Origin of the sequence: Massilia solisilvae (genome assembly GCF_024753215.1) — a bacterium.
Taxonomy (GTDB): Bacteria; Pseudomonadota; Gammaproteobacteria; order Burkholderiales; family Burkholderiaceae_D; genus Telluria; species Telluria solisilvae.
The window spans coordinates 1-22,121 of the sequence record NZ_JANUGV010000013.1; the positions used below are offsets into that span (position 1 = coordinate 1).

The window sequence follows — 22,121 nt, forward strand, 5'->3', positions numbered from 1 at the left end:
GTTTCCCTCAACTGTCGTCCCGGCGCAGGCCGGGACCCATGCCGAATATTCGAAGTTGCTCAAGTTGCGTGGTCGCATGCTCAGCATGGGTTCCGGCTTGCGCCCGAACGACGTGGAGTCTCAGCGGGCCAAGTGCTCGGTTACCGGACTATCCAGGGTGCGCAGGAAGGCGACCAGATAACGCGCATCCTCGTCGCTCAGGCGGGGCCTTGCCAGCTCGGATTGACCCACCTGCGCCCGCGGCGCCTTGCGGTAGTGCGCGACCACGTCTTCCAGCGTTGCCAGCTGCCCTGCATGCATGTACGGCGCGCGCGTCGCCACGCCGCGCAGGCCCGGCGTCTTGAATGCGCCCACCAGCAGCGGGTCGTCCTTGACCATGAACGCAAGCTCCTCGCACTGGCTGCTCTGCGCGTCGCTGAACCGGCCCAGGCAGTTGAATTCGTCGTTCGCGACCACGCTCGTCGCTGCAGAGCGGCCCAGGTCAGGGTGCGCCGGATCCAGGCGCGGCACACCGGTATTGTGGAAATGCTGGTCGGTCAGCAGCGGGCCGTTGTGGCAGGTCGCGCAGCGCCCCTCGCCGATGAAGATGCGCAGCCCGCGCTTTTCCGCCTCCGTCAGCAGGCGTGGCGCCTCAGGATCGCCGCGCAGTGTCGCGCCCACGTAGGCGTCGAAACGCGATTCGCCAAAGCGCAGGGTCTTCTCGTAAGCTGCAATGGCCTTGCCCATGTTGGCGTAGATGCGCGAGATGGCCTCGCGGCTTGCCGGGTCGAGCTCCTGCCATGCCTGGCGCTGCGCAGCGGTGCCGCTGGGGCTGGCGTCGGCTGGCAGTACCGGCAGGCTGGGCATGGCGCCGAACACCTTTTCGTATTCATCACGGTACGCGGCCTGCACCAGCTGCGCGTAGCGGGTGCGCGTGCCGCCGTGTTCGGCCGGATTTTCGAGCGGCCCAAGCGCCTGGGCCCACAGGCTGTCGGCCCGGCCGTCCCAGAACAGCCACGGGCTGTAGCCTGCGCCGGCCACCGGCATCGTGCGGCGATTGCCCAGCCCCGTCCCGCGCCCGCGCGGCAAGCCGTCCTGGTAGCCCTTGGCCGGGTCGTGGCAGCTTGCGCACGAGACGGCGCCGTTGCTGCTCAAGCGCTTGTCGAAGAACAGCTGCTTGCCGAGTGCGATGGCTTCCGGTTTGCCGTCGACCGCATTGGACGGGTCATTCTGCGCAGGCGGCAGCTGGTTGATATGCATCGACGACAGCACCACCAGTTGTTCCGGCGTCCAGTGGTCGGTATCGGCCAGGGTCGCCGCGATCGACCACGCGGCCGCCGTGGCGGCGATGCCAAGCGCGGCCATCCAGCCGACCACGAGTGCGGGACGACTCATGCTTTCCCCGCTGGTGCGAGAAGCGCGGTCTGGCGCGGCGTGCCGCGGCCGACGACGACGTTGAAGGTCGCGGCATCCGGGCCGTTGGTGCTCGAGTCGATTTTCAGCTTCAGTTCCCACCAGCCGCTCATGCTGAACTTCACGCCGCCGATGACGTAGCGGCCGCCTTCCAGTTCGCGCGTCACCGCGGGGCGGGTCGGCAGGCCGTGGCCGTGTTGCGGCATGCCGCCGCCCACTTCGATGCGTGCACCCGATACCGGCTTGCCGTCGGCGGTGGCCACACTGGCCTCCCACGACTGCATCTGGCCGATCTTGTCCGGATCGCCCAGCGGCTGGAGTTTGACCACGTATTTGTGCCCGTCGGTGGGCTTGGCAAGGGACAGGTCCAGCCCCTCGGGCACGGACATGCAGCCGGTGAGCAGGGTAGCGACCGCGAGCGCGGCCAGGACGAGAAATCGTTGGAACATGTTGCGAGCCTCCTGTAAAAGTAAGTCAAAAAGAAGAGAGGCGCGCAGGTTAAAGCTTGACATCATGGGAAGGTCAAGCGGTTAATACAGAAAAATAAAAAGGGACCTCGAAGGTCCCCTTGGCTCAGAACGTGCCGATCTGTTTGCGGATCTTCATCCGCCATCGCAGCAGGCCAGCCGAGTACATCCAGAAGTACCCGGCGGTCAGCCCCACCGTCAGCATGGTCAGCGGGCTGTCGGTGAGTTTGGGCGTTGGCAGGTTGCTGCCTTTGTTCGCGTAGATGAGCGCGCCCAGGTACAGCACGCGCGCCACCAGCGCCATCGCGACCAGGATGCCAAGGCGCGCGTTGGGCGTGAAGAAGCAGCCTTCCTCGGTCTGTTCGAAGCGCGTGATGCGCAGCCCGTACACACCCAGCGCCAGGCCCGCCAGCAGGCCACCGCCGAGCGCGGCCAGCGTGAGCGGGTCGGACAGCTCGGTGGCCGGCACCGCCACCATGGCGAAAAACGTCAGCAGCCCAGTGTAGTGGCGCGAGACGATCGAGCGCTGGCGCGCCATGCGCGAGGCCACGCGCGAATACACGCGCCACACCAGCACCGGCACCAGGATGATCAGGGCAAGGGTAGTCAGGTCCATCGTGGTTTCAGTCCTTGGCGGGGGCGGTGAGCTTACGCCAGCGCAGCAGGCCGATCGCGTAGGTCATGTAGTAGCCGGACAGGATGCCGAAGATCGTCACCGTCAACGGGCTTTTCATGAAGTCGTTCTGGTGCATGCCGCCGTTGACGTAGAACTCCCAGGCGCGCCAGCCCATGCGGCCGATGAACAGCAGCGCCACCACCAGGCCGATGTGCGCGTGCGGCGTGAAGTAGAACTGCTCGCCGACCTGCTCGAACTGCGTCTTTTTCAACGCTACCGCGCCCAGCACTGAACCGGCGACCAGGCCGCCCGCCAGGCCAAGCAGGATCAGCGGGTTGCCGATGCCGGCCAGGCTGACCAGCACCAGCAGCAGCGGGAAGAACACCAGCGTGGTGCGGTGGCGCCAGGTGCGCGAAAGCTGGCGGGTGGTCAGGCGCTTGATGCGGCTGTACAGGCGCCACGCCACCAGCGGTGCAAGGGCGACGGCGATGATCGGTGCGGGGATGGCCATGTCGGATTCCTTATGTCGAATCCGGCATTGTAATGCAGCCGGGCGGCGAACCGGTCCAGCTCATGATAAGGTTGGCGGTGCATTTCTTGAAAGGAGAACGAGGCCATGAAGCCAACGCCTGCCCTGGCGCATCGCGCGCCGGACCCTGAGCCAATTGAAGAGCCCAGCCCGGATACCTTCGACAACCCGCACCCGCACCACAACCCGGTGCGCATGCCGCAAGAGGACGACGAGGACATCCCGCCCGACCACAACCCGAGCGTGCGCGTCTAGTCGAAGGCCCACGAATACAGCACGTCCAGTGCCGTATTCGTGCCGGTCTGCAGCTGCAGGGTGATGCGCGGGTTGAGCTTGTAGCGCAGCCGCACCACGCTTGACGCCGTGCTCGCGCCCTGCTCGAAGCTCAGGTAGGTGCGCGACGAAAGCCGCTTGCCGACCGTGACCACGGTGCTCTCCAGCCCCTTGGCCGACGCCCCCGACACCCCGATCTCGTCCAGCCCGAGCGAGCCGGCCACCTTGGACGGGAAGCCGCCGCCGGACCCGGAGAGCAGGGCGCTGGCCGCCGCGCCCAGCACGTCGGCCTCGGTGCCGGTCGTGCCCTGCATGCCGTGCCCCAGCACCAGCCAGGACAGCTTTTCGCTGTCGGACACCGTCGGCGTGGACACCAGCTTGGCGACTGGCGCCTGCGCCGTGCCGCGTACTTCCACGCCGGCCTCGACGTTCGTTTCGCTGGGCTGGCCACCGCCAGGCGTCTTGCGCACGGCGAGGATGTCGAGCGAGGGATTGTCGTACGGGCCGCTGAAGGTGAGCAGGCCGCGGTCGATCGTCAGCTTCTGTCCGTAGGCCGAGTAGGTGCCGCTGGCCACGCGGATGGTGCCGTTCACGCGCGGCGCCCGGCTGCCCGTGCGACGCAGGTGCAGGCTGCCGCCGAGCGTGGCGTCGATGCCCTTGCCGCGCAGGCGGAAGTCGTCGCCCAGCTCGGCGGTGAGGTCCACCACCAGCGGCTGGGCCGCTTCCGGCCTGGCCTGCTGCTGCGGCGCGGTTCGGCCCAGCACCACCACATCGTCCGACATGGTCGGGCGGCCCTGCGGCGCCAGTTCGATCAGGGCGCGGTCGGCGCGAAAGCTCCCCTCCAGCGCAAACCGGCTGGCGTCGCGCACCAGCGTGGCCTGGCCGCTCACGACCACCGTGCGGTCCGGCCGCGACAGCGCCTCCAGCTTGTCGGCCACCAGTTTGAGCTGGACATTGGACGCGCTGCCGGCCAGCCGCATCGTGCCTTCGGCGGTGGCGGTGCCGTGCGGCCCGTTGAACGAGAGCCGCTGCAGGCGCAGCTCGTCGCCGGCGACCTGTGCGCGCAACTGCCCGCCGCGCAGGTTCAGCCCCTGTTCGGTCCAGCGCACCGCGAGGTTGTCGCCGCTGACGGTGCCGTCCAGCCCCGGCGCGCCGATGGTGCCGGTGCCGGCCAGCGCCAGTTTGAGCGTGCCGTCCAGATCCAGGCCCGGCTGGCCGGCGAGCGGGGCGAGCCAGGCGATCGACGGGATGTCGGCGTTGGCCGCCAGGCGCAACGGGCTGGCGTCGCTCAGCAGCCCCTGCACCAGCTGGGCGGTCGCTTCCAGGTGCGTGCGTCCCGGCTTCACGCCTTCCATGTCCAGCTGCGCGCGCAGCGTTCCGGCCGCGACGTCGGCGCGCGCGTCGAGCTGGCGCAGGCCGAGCGTGACCGGGATCTCGGTTCCCACGGTCAGGTCGCCGCGTTCGCGGAACAGGTGCGCCATGCCGTCCAGCGCTGGCGCGCCGCCGGTTGCCGCCGCCGTGCGCAGGTCGAGCGACCACTGCGCGCCCAGCGTCAGGTCGCCGCTGACGGTGTCGGCCAGGTCGGGCGATACCTGGGTCAGGTAGTTGAGCGGAATGCCGGTGGCGCTGCCGCGGCTGTTCCAGCGCGGCCCGAGCTTGACCAGCGACTCCACCGTCACGGTGCCGGCCGGCAGGCGGATCACCGCCCCGTTGAATGCAAGCTGGTCCGGATGCGCGAGCCCGGCCAGGCCCGCGCCAGGCAGCGTGGCGATCCGCAGCGGCACCGGCGCCTGCAGTTCAAAGGCGTAGCGGCCGCGGTTGCGCAGCACGCCGACCGTGCCGTTCCAGGCGTTGCCGGTCCAGCCTCCGCGCAGGTCGAGCGCGGCGTCGAAGCCGTCGCCGCGCGCGGCCAGGCCAAGGGTGTGCGCTGCGCGCGTGCCGCTCGATTGCAGGCGCAGCGCGGCCACGCGGGCGGTGCCGGCGGCCAGGTCGGTCAATTGCACGTCGGCCGCCACCGGGTCCATGGGGCCGCGGCCGGTACCAAGGCTGGCCGTGGCATGCAGCGTGCGCACGGCGTAGCGGCCCAGGAAGGCCAGGCCCTGGCCGTCGAGCGTGGTGGTGAGCGCAGGCGCGTCGATGGTTCCCGAGAGCGTGCCGGCCCCGCGCAGCGCGCCTGCGTAACCCGGCCCCAGAGCGGCCAGGCGCGGTGCGTCGATGCGCCAGTCGAGCGTGTCGCGCGCGGTGCCGAAAGCGCCGCGCGCGCTCACCAGGTTCGGTCCGAGGTGCAGCTCGACGTCGGTGTTCGAGATGCGCGCGCGGTCGGCGTCAAAGCGCGCGCGGCCCGACAGGGGCGAGCCGGACAGGGTCGATTGCGGTTGCACGGCCAGGTCCAGCGCGCCGCGCCACGCCGCGCCAAAGCGCGCGTTGCCGTCGAAAGTGGCGTCGATGCTGCCGGCAAGCGGCGAGCCGAATGCGGCCGGGTTGAAGCGCTGCGCCGAGCCGCTGGCCTTCACCGCGGCGACGCGCTTGCCGCCCTCGCTGGCCAGCGACGCCTCGCCGCGCGCCTGCACGATGCCGCCCCCGGCCTTGCCGCGGTCGGCCGCCCAGCCCAGGCCATTGGCATTGACCTCGAAACTCGTGTGCGGCGCGGCCATGGTGCCGGTCAGCTCGCCGCTGGCGACCACGCTGCCGTACAGGCCGGCGCGCAGCACGTCGAGCTGGCGGCCCTCGACGCGCCAGCGCAAATGCTCGCCGGGCGCACCGAAGCTGCCGCTCAGCTGCGCCGCGTTCTGGCCGAGCGCGAGCGATGCGTCCACGCTGCTCACGTGCTGCGCGTCGGCGTCCAGTTTGCCCTTGCCGGACAGCGGCTGCCCGAACAGCCGGCTGGGCGTCACCGTAAAGTCCACCGTCGTGGCCCACGCCGGGGCCAGCTTGCCGCGCGCCTGCAAGGCCGCGTTCAGGTCGGCCTGCGGCAGCTCGCCCAGCGCCGCCGGGTTGAAGTGGGCGACATTGCCCTTGACGCTGAACGCCTTGTCGCCGGCCAGGCTGGCCCTGCCGGCAAGGTCGATGACGCCGCTGCCCACGCCAAGGCGCGCCTGTTTCAGCTCGAGCGCGGTGCCGGACAGCGCCGCGTTCAGGTCCAGCCGCAGGTTCTTTTCCGCGAACTTGCCGCGCAGCGTCTGCGTCTTCTCCGCGCCCGCCAGTTCAAGGTTGCCCGCGATGGCGGTCTTGCGGATGAGGCTGTGAATTTCGTGCAGGTCCAGGTGCTCGGTGCGCAGTACGAAGTCGGCCTGCCCCAGCCCCGCTTCGCCAGTTGCCCGGTGCACGCTGCCGTTGCCGGTGAATTGTCCGGCGGCTCCCAGATCGATCAGCACGCCGGAGACCGACAGCGCGGTCAGGTCGCCGCCCAGCCGCGCCCGTAGCGCGCGCAGCGGCAGCCGCTGCTGGTCGATGGTGCCGGCCGGCCCGTCGTTGGTGATGTCCAGGTTGCCGCTGACGGCATTGCCGGCCTTGATGCGCGCGGCCACCGAGAAGGTCAGGTCCGCTGTCGGCAGGCCGGGGCTGAAAAAGCCGGGATCGACATTGCGGCCGTTGATGGTGAATGCATGCAGTGGAATCGCTTCGTACGGCGCCAGCTCGACGTGACCGGTGCCGGTCGCGCGGCCGGCCTGGCCCTGCGCATCGATGATGGTGGTGGCCAGGTTGCCGCCTGCGTGCAGGGCCAGGCGTGCGGGATGCGGTGTGCTGGTGGCATCCTGCGCCAGGCTGGCATTGGCATCGAGCTTGTAGGGCTTGGTGCCGTCGATGGTGCCGCTCGCCGCAAGCGCACCCCATGGCGTCGACGCGGTCGCGCTGCGCAAGTGCCAGCCGCTTGCACCGCCCGAGACGCTCAGGCGCACGTTGTCGATTTCGGTGGCGGCGCCCTTGCTGACGAAGACCGCTTTTGCCAGCCGCGCGTCGCGCACGTCCAGCCCGAACGGCGGCGCCAGCGTGGCGGGCATCGGCTGGGGCGGCGTTTCGCGCAGCGTTTCGGAACGCAGCGCGCCGGCATACAGCTTGTCGATCGCAAGGCTGCCGCCAATGAGGCCGGAGGGCGACCACACGATGTCCACGTTGTCGATGGTGAGCAGCTGGTCCGGCGTGCGGTACGCGATGCGCGCGATGTGCATTGGCCCGTACAGCGAGCCAGAGATGCCCGACAAGGTGAGCTTGCCGCCGGTGGCGTTGGCGACTTTTTGCGCCAGCGACTGCAGCGTCGCCGGCCGGCCCAGGTACCAGGCGCCGGCGGCGGCCAGCACGGCCACGATGGCCACGCCCGTTGCCACGCGGCGCGGCCAGCGCCGCGGCACTGGCGATGGGGTGGCGGGGGCGGGCGTTGGCGTATCCATCAGAAGGTGAACCCCAGCGAGAAGTGCAGGCGCACCTGGCGCGCGGCCTGGCCGTATGCGATATCGACGTTGATCGGCCCGGCCGGGCTGCGCCAGCGCGCGCCCACGCCGTAGCCGGACTTGGGCCGCAGGTCGGCAATGCGGTCGGCCGCGTTGCCGGCGTCGTAGAAGACCGCCGCGCCCCACGGCGGCTTGAACCAGTACTGCAGCTCGGCGCTGCCGGTGGCCAGGTAGCGAGCGCCGACGGTCGCGCCGTCCTCCTTCACGCCCAGTTCCTGGTAGGCGTAGCCGCGCACCGACTGGTCGCCGCCGGCACGGAACAGGAAGGTGCTCGGCACGCCGGTCTTGGCCCTGGAGCCGACCGCGCCGGCCTCGGCGCGCAGCACCAGCGAGACCCTGGTGGACAAGGGCTTGAGCAGGAAAGCGCGGCCCCAGGCGCGGATGAACTGGCGGTCGGTCATCACCGGCAGCAGGGCGCCGCCGAACTGACCGGTCAGCACGTAGCCGTGCGTGGGCGTGATCAGGTTGTCGAGCTCGCGCTTGGTGATGGCATACGTGAGCGGCAGGCTCTTGCTGCGCGTGGATGGCTGGCTGTCGATGGTGCGCAGCTCGGTCAGCGCTTCGAGCGTCACGCTTTGCTCGAGCCGCGGCGAGCCCCAGGCGCGCCGTCCCGAGATGCTGGACACGTTGGTGATCTCGCCCTGCACGTCGGTGCGTTCGACGCCGCCGCCGATGCTGTCGTCAAAGCCGCTCGGGGTGGTTGGCCAGTAGAAGTCGGCGCGCCCGGTCTGGCGCTTCTGCTCGACGATCAGGCGGCTCTTCAGGCGCGTGCCATGCACGTTCAGGTCGTTGTAGTTCAGCTGCAGGCGCCCGCCGGTGTTGGTCGACAGGCCGGCGCCGGCCTCCACGCTGCGCTGCTTGTTTTCGGTCACCTGCACCAGCACCGGCAGCACCAGCGGCACGTTGTCCGGCGTGGCTGCCGCTTCCTCCTGCCCGGTCGTGTCCAGGCTCACCTGCACGCTGCTGAAGTAGCCGGTGTCCTGCAGGCGGGTCTGGAAGGCCTGCATCGCCGCCTCGCTGTACGGATCGCCCGGACTGATCCGGTTCAGATTCGTGACCACCGTCTGCGGATAGCGGTACAGGCCGACCACGTGCAGCGCGCCGAAATGCACGTCCGGGCCGCTGTCCACCACGATCTGAAGCAGCGCCTTGTGCGCGGCGGGATCGACCGTGGCGCGCGATTCGGCCAGCTGCGCGCGCGCGAAGCGGTTGCGCGTGACCTGGCGCAGGAAGTCGCGCTTGGCGCTCTCCCAGTCGGCCTGGCGGAACTGGCGCCCCGCCGGCAGCGTCCAGTCGCTGCGCAGCGCCTTCTCGTCGAAGGGCAATCCGCTGCCGGTGGTGCCAAAGCCGCGCAGTTCGATCTCCACTTGGCCGACCGTGACCGGCGGCCCCGGATCGACGCTGATGCGCGCGACCGGTTCGGCGCCGCTGGTGTCGAGCCGGGCCTCGATCTTCGGCGTGTAGTAACCCTCGGTTTCGACCAGCGTGCGCGCCTGCGCCGGCGCCTCTCGCACCAGCCTTTGCAGGAGCGGCAGGTCCACGCGCGGGTTGCCGCGCCAGCGCATCAGGTCCAGGTTATTGGTGAGCAGTTCGTCGAGTGCGCCTGGCGCGTCCACCTGCACCGTGTAGTTGATGCCCCCCACGGTGGGGGTATCCTGGGCCAGGGCCACCTGGACCAGCAGCAGGGCGTACACGGCCGACACGATTTGTGCCAAAATTCGAGGTCGCCGCCGCGCCGTCGTCAGGTGATCAAGGCCCGCAAAGAACATGTCGCTCCAATCGCACTTATTGCAGAGAACATCTTAACGGATCGGCAAACAGACTGGCGAACGTTTATCTTCAGAAATTATTCAGCATGCATCCTACCGACACTGCGCTGGTCCTGTTCAGCGGAGGCCAAGACTCCACCACCTGCCTGGCCTGGGCCCTGCAGCGTTTTGCGCGCGTGGAGACCATCGGCTTCGATTACGGCCAGCGCCACGCGATCGAATTGTCGGTACGGCCCACCGTGCTGGAACAAGTGCGCGCGCTGTCGCCCGTATGGAACGAGCGCCTGGGTGAAGACCACATGATCGACCTGTCGCTGATCTCGAAGATCTCCGACACCGCCCTCACCAGCAATGTCGAAATCGCGATGCAGGAAAACGGCTTGCCCAACACCTTCGTCCCGGGGCGCAACCTGCTGTTCATGACCGTGGCCGCCACCGTGGCCTACCGCCGCGGCCTGACGGTGCTGGTGGGCGGCATGTGCGAGACCGATTTTTCCGGCTACCCCGACTGCCGCGACGACACCATGAAGGCGCTGCAGGTTGCGCTCAACCTGGGCATGGCCACGCGCCAGCGCATCGAAACGCCGCTCATGTGGATCGACAAGAAGCAGACCTGGGAACTGGCCTTCGAGGCCGGCGGCCAGCCGCTGGTGGACCTGATCCGCTTCGAGACCCACACCTGCTACCTGGGCGAGCGCGGCGAGCGGCACGAGTGGGGCTACGGCTGCGGCAAATGCCCGGCCTGCGAGCTGCGCGCGCGCGGCTACGCTCAGTTCGCCGCCAGCCGCGGCGCCTGATCCGGGCACCTTGCGATGCGCCTGGCCCTGCTGACCGACCTGCACGCGAACCGCGAGGCGCTGGCTGCGTGCCTGGCGCATGCGGCGCAGCAGAAGGCGGACCAGTATGCGTTCATGGGCGACTTCGTGGGCTATGGCGCCGACCCGGCGTGGGTGGTGCAGACCGTGATGGACTACGTGGCGCGCGGCGCGATCGCGGTGCAGGGCAACCATGACTATTCGGTGACGCGCCCGGCCAGGCCGCAGATGCACGCCGAGGCGCGCGAAGTGATCGAATGGACGCGCGGCCAGCTCGCGCCGGCGCAGCTCGACTTCCTGGCCGAGCTGCCGCTCACGCGCCAGCTCGGCAACATGCTGTTCGTGCATGCCAGCGCCTACGATCCGATCAAGTGGGAATACGTGACCGGCGTCGAGCAGGCCGAGCGTTCGCTGCGCGCGACCGCCAGCAAGCTGGTGTTCTCGGGCCACGTGCACGCGCCAGCGCTGTTCCGGCGCGCCGATGACGGGCGGGTCGGCAAGCACCAGCCGTCGCCCAACTCGCGCCTGGTGCTGCAGCCGCAGCACCAGTACCTGGCCATTCCCGGCGCCGTCGGCCAGCCGCGCGACGCCAACAACGCGGCCTGCTATGCGCTGTACGACGATGCGACGCGGGAGCTGTGCTACTTCAGGGTGCCCTACGACCACGGCGCGGCGGCGCGGCGGGTGATCGGGGCCGGGTTGCCGATCGTGTTCGCGATGCGGCTGGTGGAAGGGATCTGAGGGGGGGGTGGTAGGGTGGGCGCTCGGCTGGGCACTGCCCAGCCTCTCCCTGCCCACGCGTCCAGGCGGCGCAAGCGGTAGTTGAACGCGTGGGCAGGAGGACCTGCCCACCCTACGTATCAGACAGCTTGTTCGGCCAGCATGCGCTGCTTCTTCGCGCGCTTGGTGAAGAACCAGATGATCGCCAGCGGCAGCAGCAGGGGCAGCAGCAGCGGCGAGATCATGGCGGCCAGCGCCAGCGCGCCCATGCCCAGCACGCCAAGCAGGATCACGCCCACGCCGGCGAACACGACCGCCAGCACGGCGCCCACCACCAGCATCACGAATCCCGCGATCAGGGTGCCGCCGCCGGCGAACGCCAGGCCAAGCAGCGCGCCCAGCGGACCGTCGATGCGTTCGCCGTCGATGTCGACAGTCCAGATGTCGGCATGCGCGAACAGGGCCCAGGACGCGGCGGCGACCAGCAGCAGGATGATCCAGGGAGCGTACTTTTTCATGGCTTACCTCGTTGTGTGGTTGTTCGGTATGGTTGTACTGTAGGCGCGCGCGGGGCGTGCGGCCATCGGAATGCGACAGGCTGCAGCTTTTGCGGACCAGGCGTGCGCAAGCGCCGACGAACGTGTTTGCGGGCCGCCCGGCCTGGCCTTGAAATGCGGCTGTCCTTGCCTATACTGACAGTCCGCGCTGCCGTCCGGGGGATGCCATGCACAATAACGAGCACAAGATGAACGCGCGCCGGGCCCGTGCTGCTCCGGTGTTGTTCAACAGCGGGCCGAAAGGGCCGCCGTCGGCCCCGCCGACGATCCCGCCGATCATCATCAACCCCTTCCCGCGCCAGGCGCCCAGCCCGGCCATCGATCCGCGCCCGCTGCGCCCGCCGGTGGCGCCGCCGCGCCCGCCGGGCCTGCGCGCCCGCAGGCCGCCGCGCGCCCCCTGAAATCGCCCGCCGCCGCGGGCAAGCTGGTACTATTTCCCTAGTGCATTATCTATGCAAGGGAAATCATGGAAAGCCGCCTCCGCCGCCTTGAAGCGGTCCAGTCGATGTTGCTCGAAATCGGGCAGATGACCACCAGCTGCAATGACATCACCGAATTCATCCGCCTGGTGCACCGCGAACTTGGCCGCATCATGTTTGCCGCCAACTTCTATGTGGCGCTGTCGGACCGCGAGGATGGCACGGTGCGCTTCGTGTACTTCGTGGACGAGCAGGACGCCTCGCCCGACCCCGGCGAGCGCGTGCGCCTGGCCTCGCCCGAGCAGTCGCCGACGGCGTGGGTGATCCTGAACAAGCGCACGCTGGTGATCACGCGTGACGACTTCGACGAGCGCGGCCAGTGGGGCGCCGGCAGCGCGGCCGAGCACTGGATCGGCTGCCCGCTGCTGGACCAGCAGCACCAGGCGCTGGGCGCGATCGTCATCCAGAGCTACACGCCGGCGCACCGCTACAGCGATGAAGACCAGGCGCTGTTCGCGCTGATCGCCAACCACGTGTCGATCGCGCTGCAGGGCCTGCAGAGCATGGACCGGCTCGAGCGCGCGGTGCAGGAGCGCACCGCGGCGCTGGCGATCGAGGTGGCCGAGCGGCGCCGCGCCGAGCAGCTGCAGCACGCGCTGTTCCAGATCGCGAACCTGTCCGCGCGCGCGGTCGAACCCGAAGACCTGCCGGGCAGCCTGCACCGCATCATCAGCGAATTGATCGCCGCCGATAACTTCCTGATCGCGCTGTACCATCCCGACACCCAGGAAATGAGTGTCCCGTACTTCGTGGACCAGAAGGATGCCGTGGCGCCGGTCAAGCGCTTTCGCTACGGCGTGGGAATGAGCTCGTACGTGCTGGCGTCCAAGCACGCGCAGCTGCACGACGCGGGCAGCTTTGCGCGGCTGCTGGCCAGCGGCCAGGTCACCGAACCGCTCGGCAGCCAGGACATCGCCAGCTGGATGGGCGCGCCGATGCTGTTCAACGACGAGCCCTACGGCGTGATCATCGTGCAGAGCTATGACCCGGCCATCGTGTACAGCAAGGCCGAGCTCGACCTGCTGGCGTTCATGGCCAGCCACGCCGCGGTGGCGATCGCGCGCATGGAGGCGGACCACCGGATCCGGCGCGCGAACGACCGGCTGGAACACCAGAACGCGGCGCTGAACCAGGCGCTGAACCAGCTGCAGCAGGCGCAATCCGAGCTGGTGCGGCAGGAGAAGCTGGCCTCGCTCGGGCGCCTGGTGGCCGGCGTGGCGCACGAGATCAACACGCCACTGGGCATCTGCGTGACCGCGACCAGTCACCTGGTGCAAGAGCTCAAGCTCACGCGCGAGGAGCTGGAAGCGGGCGAGATGACCGAGGAAAGCCTGCAGGCGTTCTTCGACGTGGTGGACCAGTCGCTGCGCATCATGACCACCAACACCCAGCGCGCGGCGGCGCTGGTGCGCAGCTTCAAGCAGGTGGCGGTGGACCAGTCGTCGGACGACCTGCGCAGCTTCAACCTGGGCGCCTACCTGCACGAAGTGCTGCTGTCGCTGCAGCCGAAGCTGAAGGGGCGCCCGGTCAAGGTGGACGTGCAGTGCCCGCCCGACCTGGTGCTCGACAGCTTCCCGGGCGCGGTGTCGCAGATCGTGACCAACATGCTGGTCAACTCGCTGGTGCACGGCTACGAGCGCGACCAGGCCGGCACGATCAGCATTCGCGCACGACGCGACGGCGAGACCGTCACGCTCGACTATGCCGACGACGGCGCGGGCATGGACCAGGATACGCTGGCCAAGCTGTTCGATCCGTTCTTCACGACCAAGCGCGGCAGCGGCGGCAGCGGGCTCGGGGCGCACATCCTGTACAACCTGGCCACCGGGCCGCTGGGCGGCACCGTGCGCGCCGAGAGCGAACCGGGCAAGGGACTACGCTATCAGCTCAAGTTCCCGCGCAGCCGGCGCGAGCAGAAAGCGGCCTGAGTGGCGCGCCGCGTAAGTTTCCACATGGAATTTGTCTTAATTACCGCAGCGCGAAGATATAACTTTGTTGTGACAATTCAATAGCTTATCGTATTTCCTGCACATATATGATCTCCGGCTCACACAGACACGGAGTGACAATGTTCAGGAAACTTGGCATGGCTGCGGGCTGCGCCGTCTTTTGCGCCGGATGTTCCACCGCGCTGCCGGCGTTCGACCATGGACCGGTCCAGATGGACGGCGTGCGCGTGAACGCCGACCTGGTCGACCTGACGCAGCTGAAGGTGTACGTGAATGGCGAGAAGGTGATCGACGATGGCCTTTCCTTGCCCAGGGGCGAAGGCAGCTTTCGCGGCAACTACGCCGGCAAGCCGGTGCTGGCGAGCTGCTCGACCCGGCACCTGATGGCGAGCGGCGCGACCTCGTGCGTGATCACGGTCGGCAGCACCAGCCGCAGCATGTTGTTCTGAGCGGCGCTGCCGCTCAGTCCGGCCAGTTGCGGTTGATCTGAACCGCGTGGTCGATATTCTTGATCAACAGGTCGACGAAGCGCGGGTCGAGGTGGTGGCCAGCTGCTTCGCGCAGGTATTCGGTCACTTTCTCCACCGGCCAGGCGTCCTTGTAGCAGCGCTTGTGGCTGAGGGCGTCGAACACGTCGGCCACCGCCACGATGCGCGCGTAGGGGTGGATCTGCTCGCCCGACAGCCCCTGCGGATAGCCGCTGCCGTCGTACTTCTCGTGGTGCTGGTGGGCGATCACCGCGGCCGCCTTCAGGATCGGCCGTTGCGAGCCCTGCAGGATCGACAGGCCCACGGCCGGGTGCTGCTTCATGATTTCCCACTCTTCCGGCGTGAGCTTGCCGGGCTTGAGCAGCACCGAGTCGGGCGTGGCGATCTTGCCGATGTCGTGCATCGGCGCCGCGTGCATCAGCACCGCCGTTTCATCTTCCGGCAGGCCGGCTTCGCGCGCCAGCAGCTGGCACACCTGGGCCATGCGGCGCACGTGGTTGCCGGCCTCGTTCGAGCGCGACTCGACCACGTCGCCCAGGCGCAGGATCAGCTCGGCCTGGGTGTCGGTGATTTCCTGGTTCAGCAGGATGTTGTCGAAGGCGATCGCGACCCCGGAACAGAACACCTCCAGCAGCTGGGCGTCGATTTCGGAAATCTCCTCGACCCCGCGCAGCACCAGCAGCGAGGCCTTGCCGCTGCTGTTGGGGAAGTAGCCGACATAGGTGTCGCCATGCAGCTTGGAGATGCGGTTGGCGCGCGCCTCGTCGAGCTGGGCCACCAGCTCGGGGCCGATGATCTCGCCGCCGAGGTCGCCGATCTGGGCCAGGATCTCGTAGCGGCTTTCGCCCGTGATCAGGCTGGCGCCGGCCACGCGCAGCAGCATGCTCTGCTCCAGGCGCAACAGCGCCACCACCTGTTGCAGCAGGCCGCTGGCAAAGTCTTTCAGGTTGCGCTGCTTGAAGATGTGGGCCGAGGCCGCGATCACGCGTTCCAGGCCCTCGCGGTAGTTGGCCTGCGCGCGGCGCGCTTCCTCGACCTTCATGATGTCGCGGTAGGCGCGCAGCGCGGCGAAGGTGGTGGTGAACAGCTTGGTGCGGTCGAGCTCGGTCTTTTCCTTGTAGTCGTTGATGTCGTAGTCAACGATCACGCGCTCTTCCGGCGCCTGGCCGGGCTGGCCGGTGCGCAGCACGATGCGGGTGAACTGGTTGCCCAGGTCCTGGCGCATCCAACGGGCGATTTCCAGGCCGCTGTCCTCGCGCTCCATCACCACGTCGAGGAACACGAGGGCGATGTCCTTTTCACGGGCCAGCACTTCCTTCGCTTCCGGCCCGCTGTAGGCGTGCAGGAAGGTCAGGGGGCGGCCGTCGAGGCGAAAGCGCGACAGCGTCAGCTTGGTGATGTCATGGACGTCGGGCTCGTCATCGACCAGCAGGACCTTCCAGGGTGCAACTTTTGGCGCGGCGGACAAAAAAGCCATAGTACTTTCCGATACCGTTTTATTGTGGGCCCGCAGGCCGGCGCGTAATGCAGCCCGCATGAGTGCCGCGTAACAATTTGATTGTAGTATGACCAGATATCATTAACAACAGGAAACACTGTTGCATTTTTGCAGAATCGCGTCACGCCATGCCGCCACCGCGCCTCGGTCGCGTTTGTTCAATATCTTTTTGTAATTCTCAGTCCACCCGGGGCGGGTTATAGCGCTTCTGGCAGCGTTCGCAATAGAAGCTGCGCCGCCGGCTGTGGCCGAGGTTGGCCTTGTGGAAGGGGATGTGGCAGCGCGGGCAGATCGATTTGGTGTGCGCCAGCCAGTGTTGCTTGAGAACGAATTGTTTCTTCCACTCGAGGAACTCGAAGCTGTAGGTGCGGGCCTGCTCGACCAGCGCGCGCAGCTTGGGCGCGGGCAGGGCGCCCACGGTCGAGAGCGGGTGGACGCGGATGCGGAACAGCACCTCGTTCTTGATGATGTTGCCCACCCCGGAAAAGATGTCCTGGTCGAGCAGGGCGTCGCAGGCCAGCATGCCGGGCGCCGCGCGCAGCTTCTTGCGGGCGCGCGCCGGGTCCCACTGGTCGGACATCACGTCCGCGCTCCAGTCGTACAGATGGTCGAGCTCGCCCTCCAGCACCTTCACCGAGCAGGCGTAGAAGTTGAGCTCGCCGCCATCCTCCATTGCCAGGCCCAGCCGTGCGGGCCGGTCACGCCGTTCGTCCACGCGGTAACTGCCGAACAGCAGGAAATGGATGCGCAGCACCAGCTCGGGCAGCTCGATCAGGAAATGCTTGCCCCAGGTGCGCAGCGACACGATCGGCTGGCCGACCAGGCGTGCCTTGTCGATCGCCCAGGTGTTGCCCTCGGCGTGCACGATGCGCTGGCCGACGAAGCGGCGCGACTGTTCCTTCAGAATCACCAGCGACGGACCTTCCGGCACGGCTCACCTCCCTTGGCCCGATTGTGGCGCGCTCCTGCCGAAAATCATGTTCGGAGACTAACATTTCGATACAAAAGTGGACGGCGGGGCAGCAGACGGCGGTGGCCAAAGCGGCGTATATTTGTCATGAGATCAGGAACAGAAAGGACTCCACCATGAAACCGCTGATGCGACAGCTTGCTCTCGCGGGCCTCTGCCTGCTTTCTGCCGGCGGCGCGCTGGCCGCCGAGGTGACAGTGAACTACATCGAACCGGGCAAGTTCGCCGACATGCCGTTCGAGCCGTGGGAACGGGAGAACGTGCTCAAGGACCTGACCGAGCACTTCCAGAAGCTGGGCAAGCAACTGCCGGCGGACCAGAACCTGACGATCGAAGTGCTGGATATCGACCTGGCCGGCCGCATTTATCCGAACATGCGCGGCCAAAATTTGCGTGTGCTCAGGGGCGGCGCCGACTGGCCGCGCATGCGCCTGCGCTACCGGCTCGAAGCGGGCGGGCAGGTGCTGGCTAGCGGCGACGCCGAGCTGTCCGACATGATGTACATGCAACGCAACAACCGCTTCTCGGACGGCGATACGCTGCGCTTTGAAAAGCAGATGATCGACGACTGGTTCAACAAGACCTTCCTGCCCAGGCGCTGACCGGCGCTGGCGCCGCGGCGTTGTGTGGGCGTAGGGTGGGCGGGTTTCCCGCCCACGCGTTCAAGCCAGGTTAGCGCCGTGGTAACGCATGCCTTCGTTGGACGCGTGGGCAGACGAGCTGCCCACCCTACCTGGTCTGCCGGGAAGAAAAAGAGCCCGGCACCAGGTGCCGGGCTGTCAAAAGCGGGACAGGCCCGCACGCTCCCTTAGGGTTCACTGGTATCGCCTACGGCGCCTTCGGCTGCGCGCCCGGTTTGCCCGGCTGGCTGAGATCCTTGACGGTGTAGTCGGACGGCACGCTGAACAGGGCGGCGGCCGGCTCCTCACGCTTGATTTTGTCGAGGTGGAACAGCACCTCGCCCGAACGCGGATCGCTGTGGCGGGTCGACACCGTCACCTGCAGGTCCGGCGCGTACCAGGTCTCGTCCGAGACGACGATCGGCTTGCTGTTGCCGATCGCGCCGGCCGGGATCTCGTAGCTGCGCAGCTTGCCCTGCGCCTTGACGCCGTCGAAGTCGCGCGTGCCCAGGTCCTTGTTGCTGGCGTTGGCCGACCAGCTGCGGTCCGAGAACGCTTCCACCAGGGCGGGCGTGACCTGGATGTGGACCGGGCTGGCGCCGGCCGCCTTGCCCTCGCGGCCGGGCACCTCGAAGCGCCGCACCGTGACCGCATGGCCGCCGGCCTGGCCTTCGGGAAGCACGCCTTCCTTGCGCAGCTCTTCCACATGGACGCGCGCCGCTTCCGCCGCGGCGCGCCCGGCCTCGGCCCCGGCGCGCGCTGCCTCGGCAGCTGCACGGTTGGCTTCGGCAGAAGCACGGTTGGCCTGGGCCGCGCTGCGGGCCGCCTCGGCCGCAATGCGGGCGGCGAGCGCGCCCGGACCCATGCCGGAGGTCTTGAACTTGGTGGCGGTCTTGTCACGCGGGTTCAGCGCCCAGGTCACGCCCTCGGCCGGGTCGTGGATCGAGATGCTGGCCAGCTCGCCCTTGGCGTCGCGGGTCTCGTAACGGGCCCGGCCGGCGCTGTCACGGTAGCTCATGGTGACGCTCTTGTGCGTGATCTGGTTGCCGTCGGCCAGCACCTGGACGCGCTCGGTGACCATCTCGGCGCTGTAGGGCGCGTTCTTGACGGTCCGGCGCGGGGCTTCGCGCATGACCTCGACCTGCATCCGCTCGGTGCGGGCCGGCGCCGGCCTGGCCGCCGGGGCCGCCTGGTCGGCGACTTCCAGCTCGGCCGACAGGGCGGGCAGGCACAGCCCGGCCAGGCTGGCGGCCAGGATCAGTTTGTTTGTGTTCATGGGGCTCCTCGTGTTTCGTCGTCAAGTGAAGTCAGGCGCAGGGCGAGTGGCTCGCCGTCCGCGCTCACCAGCATTTCGGCCTTGACCGAGTCGCCGGCGTTTTCCGGGGTGATCGTCACGCCGAGCGGGGCCAGCGTGGTGCGCGGCACCTGCGTCTGCACCAGGCGCGGCGCCGGTTCGCGCTGGATCCGCTCCAGCGACTCCAGCGCAATGAAGGCACGGTCGTCGCGGCTGGCCTGGGCCATCGTGGCGGCGGCCGGCGGCAGGGCCGGCGACGCATCCACCGGCACGCGGCCCGGCGACAGGGCGAACACCAGCACCACCAGCGCCACGCTGGCCAGGCTGCCGCCGATGCTAAAGCGCGGCTCGGAGAGGCGCTGGTACCAGCGGCGGCGCGGCGGGAAGCTGTGCGCAAAGGCCCGCATCAGTTCCTGTTCCACCCCGGGCGGGGTGTCGTGGCCGGCCAGTTCGGCGCGCAGGGCGGCGAACGGTGAAGCCAGGATCGAATTGTTCATATCCTCGTCAGTCATTGTCTTTCTCCACGGCCGCCCTCAGGCGGCGTTGGCGGCCGGCCGCAGCGCGGTCAGGCGTTTTGCCAGCGCGGCGCGGCCACGCGACAGGCGCGAGCGCACGGTGCCGATGTCGACCTGGCAGACGTTGGCAATTTCCACGTAAGACAGGTCGTGCAATTCATACAAGATCACCACGTCGCGGTAGTGCGGGGCCAGCTGGGCCAGCGCGCGCCGCACCTCCTCGGCCGCCTCGTTCTCCAGCAGGCGCTCGAGCGGCTCGGCGTCCTCGCTGGCCATCTCGAACCCGTCCTCGCCGTCCTCGTCCTCTTGCGCCACCAGCGACAGCAGGCGTGAGCGCCCCGAGTCCTGCTTCAGGGCCAGCGTCCGCGCCACCCCGAACAGGAAGTGCTGCAACTGGCCGCGCAGCGGGTCGAACTGGAGCCGCCCCGTCAACAATCCCATGAAAGCCTCCTGCACGATGTCGGCGGCCGTATCCGGCGAGCCGCAGCGCAACAGGGCGTAGCGGTACAGCGGCCCCTGGTGGCGCCGGTACAGGGCGGCGAAGGCCTCGGCGGTGCCGTTCCTGGCCTGGCGCAGCAGGTCGCTGTCCGAATGAGTGTTGGCGGTGGTCATGGTTGTCATCTTTAACCATATTCCACCGCCGCGTTCAAAAAGTTCCAGATTTTTTGAACGCGAGGGGGCGCCACCGGGGACGGCGGCGCACAGGACGGGGGAGGGGGCGAGAACGCCTGGTCAGAGCCAGTTCACGCGGTCGAACTTGGCGCGGAAGTCGTCGGGCATGGCGACAACCTGGCTGGTCTTGTAGTTGTAGAAGACGAAACCGGACTTGGCCATGGCGACCAGTGTCTTGTCGCGCGGGCGGGTGACGCGAAAGATGATGTCGCCGCCGTACTTGTTGAAGTCCATCACGCCGACCTCGAACAGCAGCTGGTCGCGCGCGTGCGCCTCGGCCCGGTAGGTGGTGGCCAGGTCGGTCACGATGATGCCGGTGCCGTCACGCTCGGTTTCGGCCACGCCGTATTCGAACAGGAAGCGCGCCCGCGCCTCGGAAATCATCGAGATCATCGAATCGTTGCCGAGGTGGTTGGCGGCATTGATGTCAGTTACCCGCACCGTCAGCGGTGTCGAGTAATACCATTGGTCTTCGGGGAAGTCGAGTTGTAAACGTGCCATGCCTAAATTCTAACTCTTCGGTGCGAAGCTGCGCCCGATTTTGTAGATGCTGCCGCTGGCCGCCACCAGGTACAGCTCGCCCTGGCCGTCGCGCCCGAACGACACCACGGCGCCGATCGCCGGCAACGGCCAGCTGCGCTGCTCGATCACGGCGCCGCCGGCAAAGTACAGGCTCTTGAGGAAGCCGGCGCAGTAGTCGGAGTAGAAGTAGCGCCCGGCCAGCTCGGCCAGCGCCGCGCCACGGTATACGAAGCCGCCGACGATGGCGCAGGCGCCGCCGGCCGCATCGCCATGGCCGTACTCGAGCGCCGGCAGCGTCAGCCCGGTGCGGTCGCAGCCGTCCTTCAGGCATAGCGTGCCTTCCATGAGGTTCCAGCCGAAGTCGAGCCCGCCCTGGGCGGTGTCGGCGATATCGACTTCTTCGCGCTGGTCCTGCCCCACGTCGGCAATGTAGATACGGGCGCCGTCCAGGGCGAAGCGCCAGGGGTTGCGCAGCCCGCTGGCCCAGATTTCGGCGCGCTTGTGCGCCTGCCCGACGAACGGGTTGGACGGGGGAATCGCGTACGGAGCGCCGGCGCTGGCGTGGCGCACGTCGATGCGCAGCATCTTGGCCAGCAGGGAATCGGCGTTGCGCCCGTTGCCCAGCGGATCGCCCTCGCCGCCGCCGTCGCCGGTGCCGATGTACAGCAGCCCGTCCGCGCCGAAGGCGAGCAGCCCGCCATAGTGGTTGGCGTACTGCTGGTGCGCCACGCGCAGGATCACGAGGCCGGACGCCGGGTCGGCCACGCTTGCCCCTGGCTGGGCATGGAATCGTTCGATGACGATGTTCTGTTGCTGGTCAGTGTAGTAGACGTAGAAGTAGCCATTGCCGGCGTAGCCCGGGTCGAACGCGACCGAAAGCAGGCCGCCTTCGCCGGCGGTGAAGACGCTGGCGCCGATGTCGAGGAAGGGCTGCGGCAGCAGCGCGCCGCCCTGCATGACGAGAATGCGCCCGCCGCGCAGCACGATGAACTGGCGGCTGTCGCCATCGGGCGCGGCAAGGAACACGGGGCGGTCCAGGCCGCTTGCCACCTCGGTCAGGCCGAGCGACAGCGCGCGCGCCGCGTAGCTGACCGTGGCGGTGGCAAGGGCGCCCGCCGCCACCGTGACCGTCTGGCTGGCCGGCAGCGGCATGTACTGCGTGGCGCCGACCGCGATGCCGGCCGCCGCAATGGTGTAGTTGCCGGGAGCCAGCCCCGCCAGCGTGGCAGACTGGGTGAGGGCGCGCGCGAAATTGTTGGGGCCGGATACCTGAAGGCTGCCGGCCACGCCGCCGGGCGTGCTGATGTCCACCGCCAGCGTGCCGGTGGTGGCGGACGCGCCGCCGCTGCTGCCGCTGGTGAGGCCCGGGCTGCCGCCACCGCCGCCGCAGCCTGCCGCAAGCACGGCGGCGCACAGCGCGACGCACAGCAGCACCCACATGCGCAAGCGGCCAGCCGGCATGGCAACCCCTCCTGTCGAATCGAGGCGCCATTGTGCCAGCCGGGGCCGCGCGCACGGCTGGCCGGCC

At 68.4% G+C, this 22,121-nt stretch carries 21 protein-coding genes; 7 read left to right on the forward strand and 14 right to left on the reverse strand.

The genetic code is table 11. The features are described from left to right. Positions 1-120 precede the first annotated feature (120 nt). The 4 genes from NX773_RS23085 to NX773_RS23100 all read right to left on the reverse strand — a co-directional run bounded on the left by NX773_RS23085 (position 121) and on the right by NX773_RS23100 (position 2,986). The gene (locus NX773_RS23085; RefSeq protein ID WP_258858578.1) at positions 121-1,374 is read right to left on the reverse strand and encodes a cytochrome-c peroxidase; all 1,254 of its coding nucleotides are present in this window, start codon (positions 1,372-1,374) and stop codon (positions 121-123) included. After that, positions 1,371-1,841 (reverse strand): FixH family protein, encoded by a 471-nt coding sequence (locus NX773_RS23090; RefSeq protein WP_258858579.1) that lies wholly within the window; start codon positions 1,839-1,841, stop codon positions 1,371-1,373. Before NX773_RS23090 ends, NX773_RS23085 begins: the two co-directional genes overlap by 4 nt. A 124-nt stretch (positions 1,842-1,965) precedes the next feature. Next, the gene (locus NX773_RS23095) at positions 1,966-2,475 is read right to left on the reverse strand and encodes a CcdC protein domain-containing protein (protein ID WP_258858580.1); all 510 of its coding nucleotides are present in this window, start codon (positions 2,473-2,475) and stop codon (positions 1,966-1,968) included. Positions 2,476-2,482: 7 nt separating this feature from the next. Continuing rightward, complete coding sequence (locus NX773_RS23100) at positions 2,483-2,986, reverse strand: CcdC protein domain-containing protein (protein ID WP_258858581.1); 504 nt, start codon at positions 2,984-2,986, stop codon at positions 2,483-2,485. 105 nt (positions 2,987-3,091) lie between these two features. Between NX773_RS23100 and NX773_RS23105 the strand changes: the two genes are divergently transcribed. Beyond that, positions 3,092-3,259: a hypothetical protein gene (locus NX773_RS23105; RefSeq protein WP_258858582.1), complete on the forward strand. Its 168-nt coding sequence runs from the start codon at positions 3,092-3,094 to the stop codon at positions 3,257-3,259. Here the strand turns inward: NX773_RS23105 and NX773_RS23110 are convergent. Together NX773_RS23110 and NX773_RS23115 are read right to left on the reverse strand one after the other, a co-directional pair. Continuing rightward, the gene (locus NX773_RS23110) at positions 3,256-7,590 is read right to left on the reverse strand and encodes a translocation/assembly module TamB domain-containing protein (RefSeq protein WP_258858583.1); all 4,335 of its coding nucleotides are present in this window, start codon (positions 7,588-7,590) and stop codon (positions 3,256-3,258) included. The genes NX773_RS23105 and NX773_RS23110 overlap by 4 nt on opposite strands. Before the next feature lie 74 nt (positions 7,591-7,664). Further along, positions 7,665-9,440 (reverse strand): autotransporter assembly complex protein TamA, encoded by a 1,776-nt coding sequence (locus NX773_RS23115; RefSeq protein ID WP_258858584.1) that lies wholly within the window; start codon positions 9,438-9,440, stop codon positions 7,665-7,667. Between the two features lie 140 nt (positions 9,441-9,580). Between NX773_RS23115 and queC the strand changes: the two genes are divergently transcribed. Both queC and NX773_RS23125 read left to right on the forward strand, forming a co-directional pair. Continuing rightward, entirely contained in the window at positions 9,581-10,291 is a 711-nt protein-coding gene (gene queC, locus NX773_RS23120) for a 7-cyano-7-deazaguanine synthase QueC (RefSeq protein WP_258858585.1), read from the forward strand. A 15-nt stretch (positions 10,292-10,306) separates the two neighbouring features. Then, the gene (locus tag NX773_RS23125) at positions 10,307-11,050 is read left to right on the forward strand and encodes a metallophosphoesterase family protein (RefSeq protein ID WP_258858586.1); all 744 of its coding nucleotides are present in this window, start codon (positions 10,307-10,309) and stop codon (positions 11,048-11,050) included. A 119-nt stretch (positions 11,051-11,169) separates the two neighbouring features. Here the strand turns inward: NX773_RS23125 and NX773_RS23130 are convergent, their stop codons facing one another. Further along, entirely contained in the window at positions 11,170-11,547 is a 378-nt protein-coding gene (locus tag NX773_RS23130) for a hypothetical protein (RefSeq protein ID WP_258858587.1), read from the reverse strand. 206 nt (positions 11,548-11,753) lie between these two features. On the opposite strand from NX773_RS23130, the gene NX773_RS23135 reads away from it, so the two are divergent. From NX773_RS23135 to NX773_RS23145, 3 genes are all read left to right on the forward strand, one after another. After that, complete coding sequence (locus NX773_RS23135; RefSeq protein WP_258858588.1) at positions 11,754-11,987, forward strand: hypothetical protein; 234 nt, start codon at positions 11,754-11,756, stop codon at positions 11,985-11,987. Positions 11,988-12,052: 65 nt separating this feature from the next. Continuing rightward, entirely contained in the window at positions 12,053-13,993 is a 1,941-nt protein-coding gene (locus NX773_RS23140; protein WP_258858589.1) for a GAF domain-containing sensor histidine kinase, read from the forward strand. Between the two features lie 140 nt (positions 13,994-14,133). Further along, positions 14,134-14,463 (forward strand): hypothetical protein, encoded by a 330-nt coding sequence (locus NX773_RS23145; protein WP_258858590.1) that lies wholly within the window; start codon positions 14,134-14,136, stop codon positions 14,461-14,463. Between the two features lie 13 nt (positions 14,464-14,476). Here the strand turns inward: NX773_RS23145 and NX773_RS23150 are convergent, their stop codons facing one another. Both NX773_RS23150 and NX773_RS23155 read right to left on the reverse strand, forming a co-directional pair. Then, on the reverse strand, positions 14,477-15,979 hold the full coding sequence (locus NX773_RS23150; RefSeq protein WP_258858591.1) for an HD domain-containing phosphohydrolase: 1,503 nt from the start codon (positions 15,977-15,979) through the stop codon (positions 14,477-14,479). Between the two features lie 199 nt (positions 15,980-16,178). Continuing rightward, positions 16,179-16,931 carry a DNA-formamidopyrimidine glycosylase family protein gene (locus NX773_RS23155; protein ID WP_258858592.1) on the reverse strand — a complete coding sequence of 251 codons (753 nt, stop codon included), beginning with the start codon at positions 16,929-16,931 and terminating at the stop codon, positions 16,179-16,181. A 155-nt stretch (positions 16,932-17,086) separates the two neighbouring features. Between NX773_RS23155 and NX773_RS23160 the strand changes: the two genes are divergently transcribed. Continuing rightward, entirely contained in the window at positions 17,087-17,572 is a 486-nt protein-coding gene (locus NX773_RS23160; protein WP_258858593.1) for a DUF3016 domain-containing protein, read from the forward strand. Between the two features lie 226 nt (positions 17,573-17,798). On the opposite strand, the gene NX773_RS23165 is transcribed toward NX773_RS23160, so the two are convergent. The 5 genes from NX773_RS23165 to NX773_RS23185 all read right to left on the reverse strand — a co-directional run bounded on the left by NX773_RS23165 (position 17,799) and on the right by NX773_RS23185 (position 22,054). Continuing rightward, positions 17,799-18,866 (reverse strand): hypothetical protein, encoded by a 1,068-nt coding sequence (locus NX773_RS23165; protein ID WP_258858594.1) that lies wholly within the window; start codon positions 18,864-18,866, stop codon positions 17,799-17,801. After that, positions 18,863-19,396, reverse strand: a complete 534-nt coding sequence (locus tag NX773_RS23170) for a hypothetical protein (protein WP_258858595.1) — start codon at positions 19,394-19,396, stop codon at positions 18,863-18,865. Before NX773_RS23170 ends, NX773_RS23165 begins: the two co-directional genes overlap by 4 nt. Positions 19,397-19,417: 21 nt before the next feature. Then, positions 19,418-20,011: an RNA polymerase sigma factor gene (locus NX773_RS23175; RefSeq protein ID WP_258858596.1), complete on the reverse strand. Its 594-nt coding sequence runs from the start codon at positions 20,009-20,011 to the stop codon at positions 19,418-19,420. A gap of 120 nt (positions 20,012-20,131) precedes the next feature. After that, positions 20,132-20,572, reverse strand: coding sequence for a thioesterase family protein (locus NX773_RS23180; RefSeq protein WP_258858597.1), 441 nt, complete (start codon positions 20,570-20,572; stop codon positions 20,132-20,134). 9 nt (positions 20,573-20,581) lie between these two features. Continuing rightward, a complete protein-coding gene (locus NX773_RS23185; protein ID WP_258858598.1) occupies positions 20,582-22,054 on the reverse strand; it encodes a PQQ-dependent sugar dehydrogenase in 1,473 nt (490 codons plus the stop codon). Positions 22,055-22,121 lie beyond the last annotated feature (67 nt).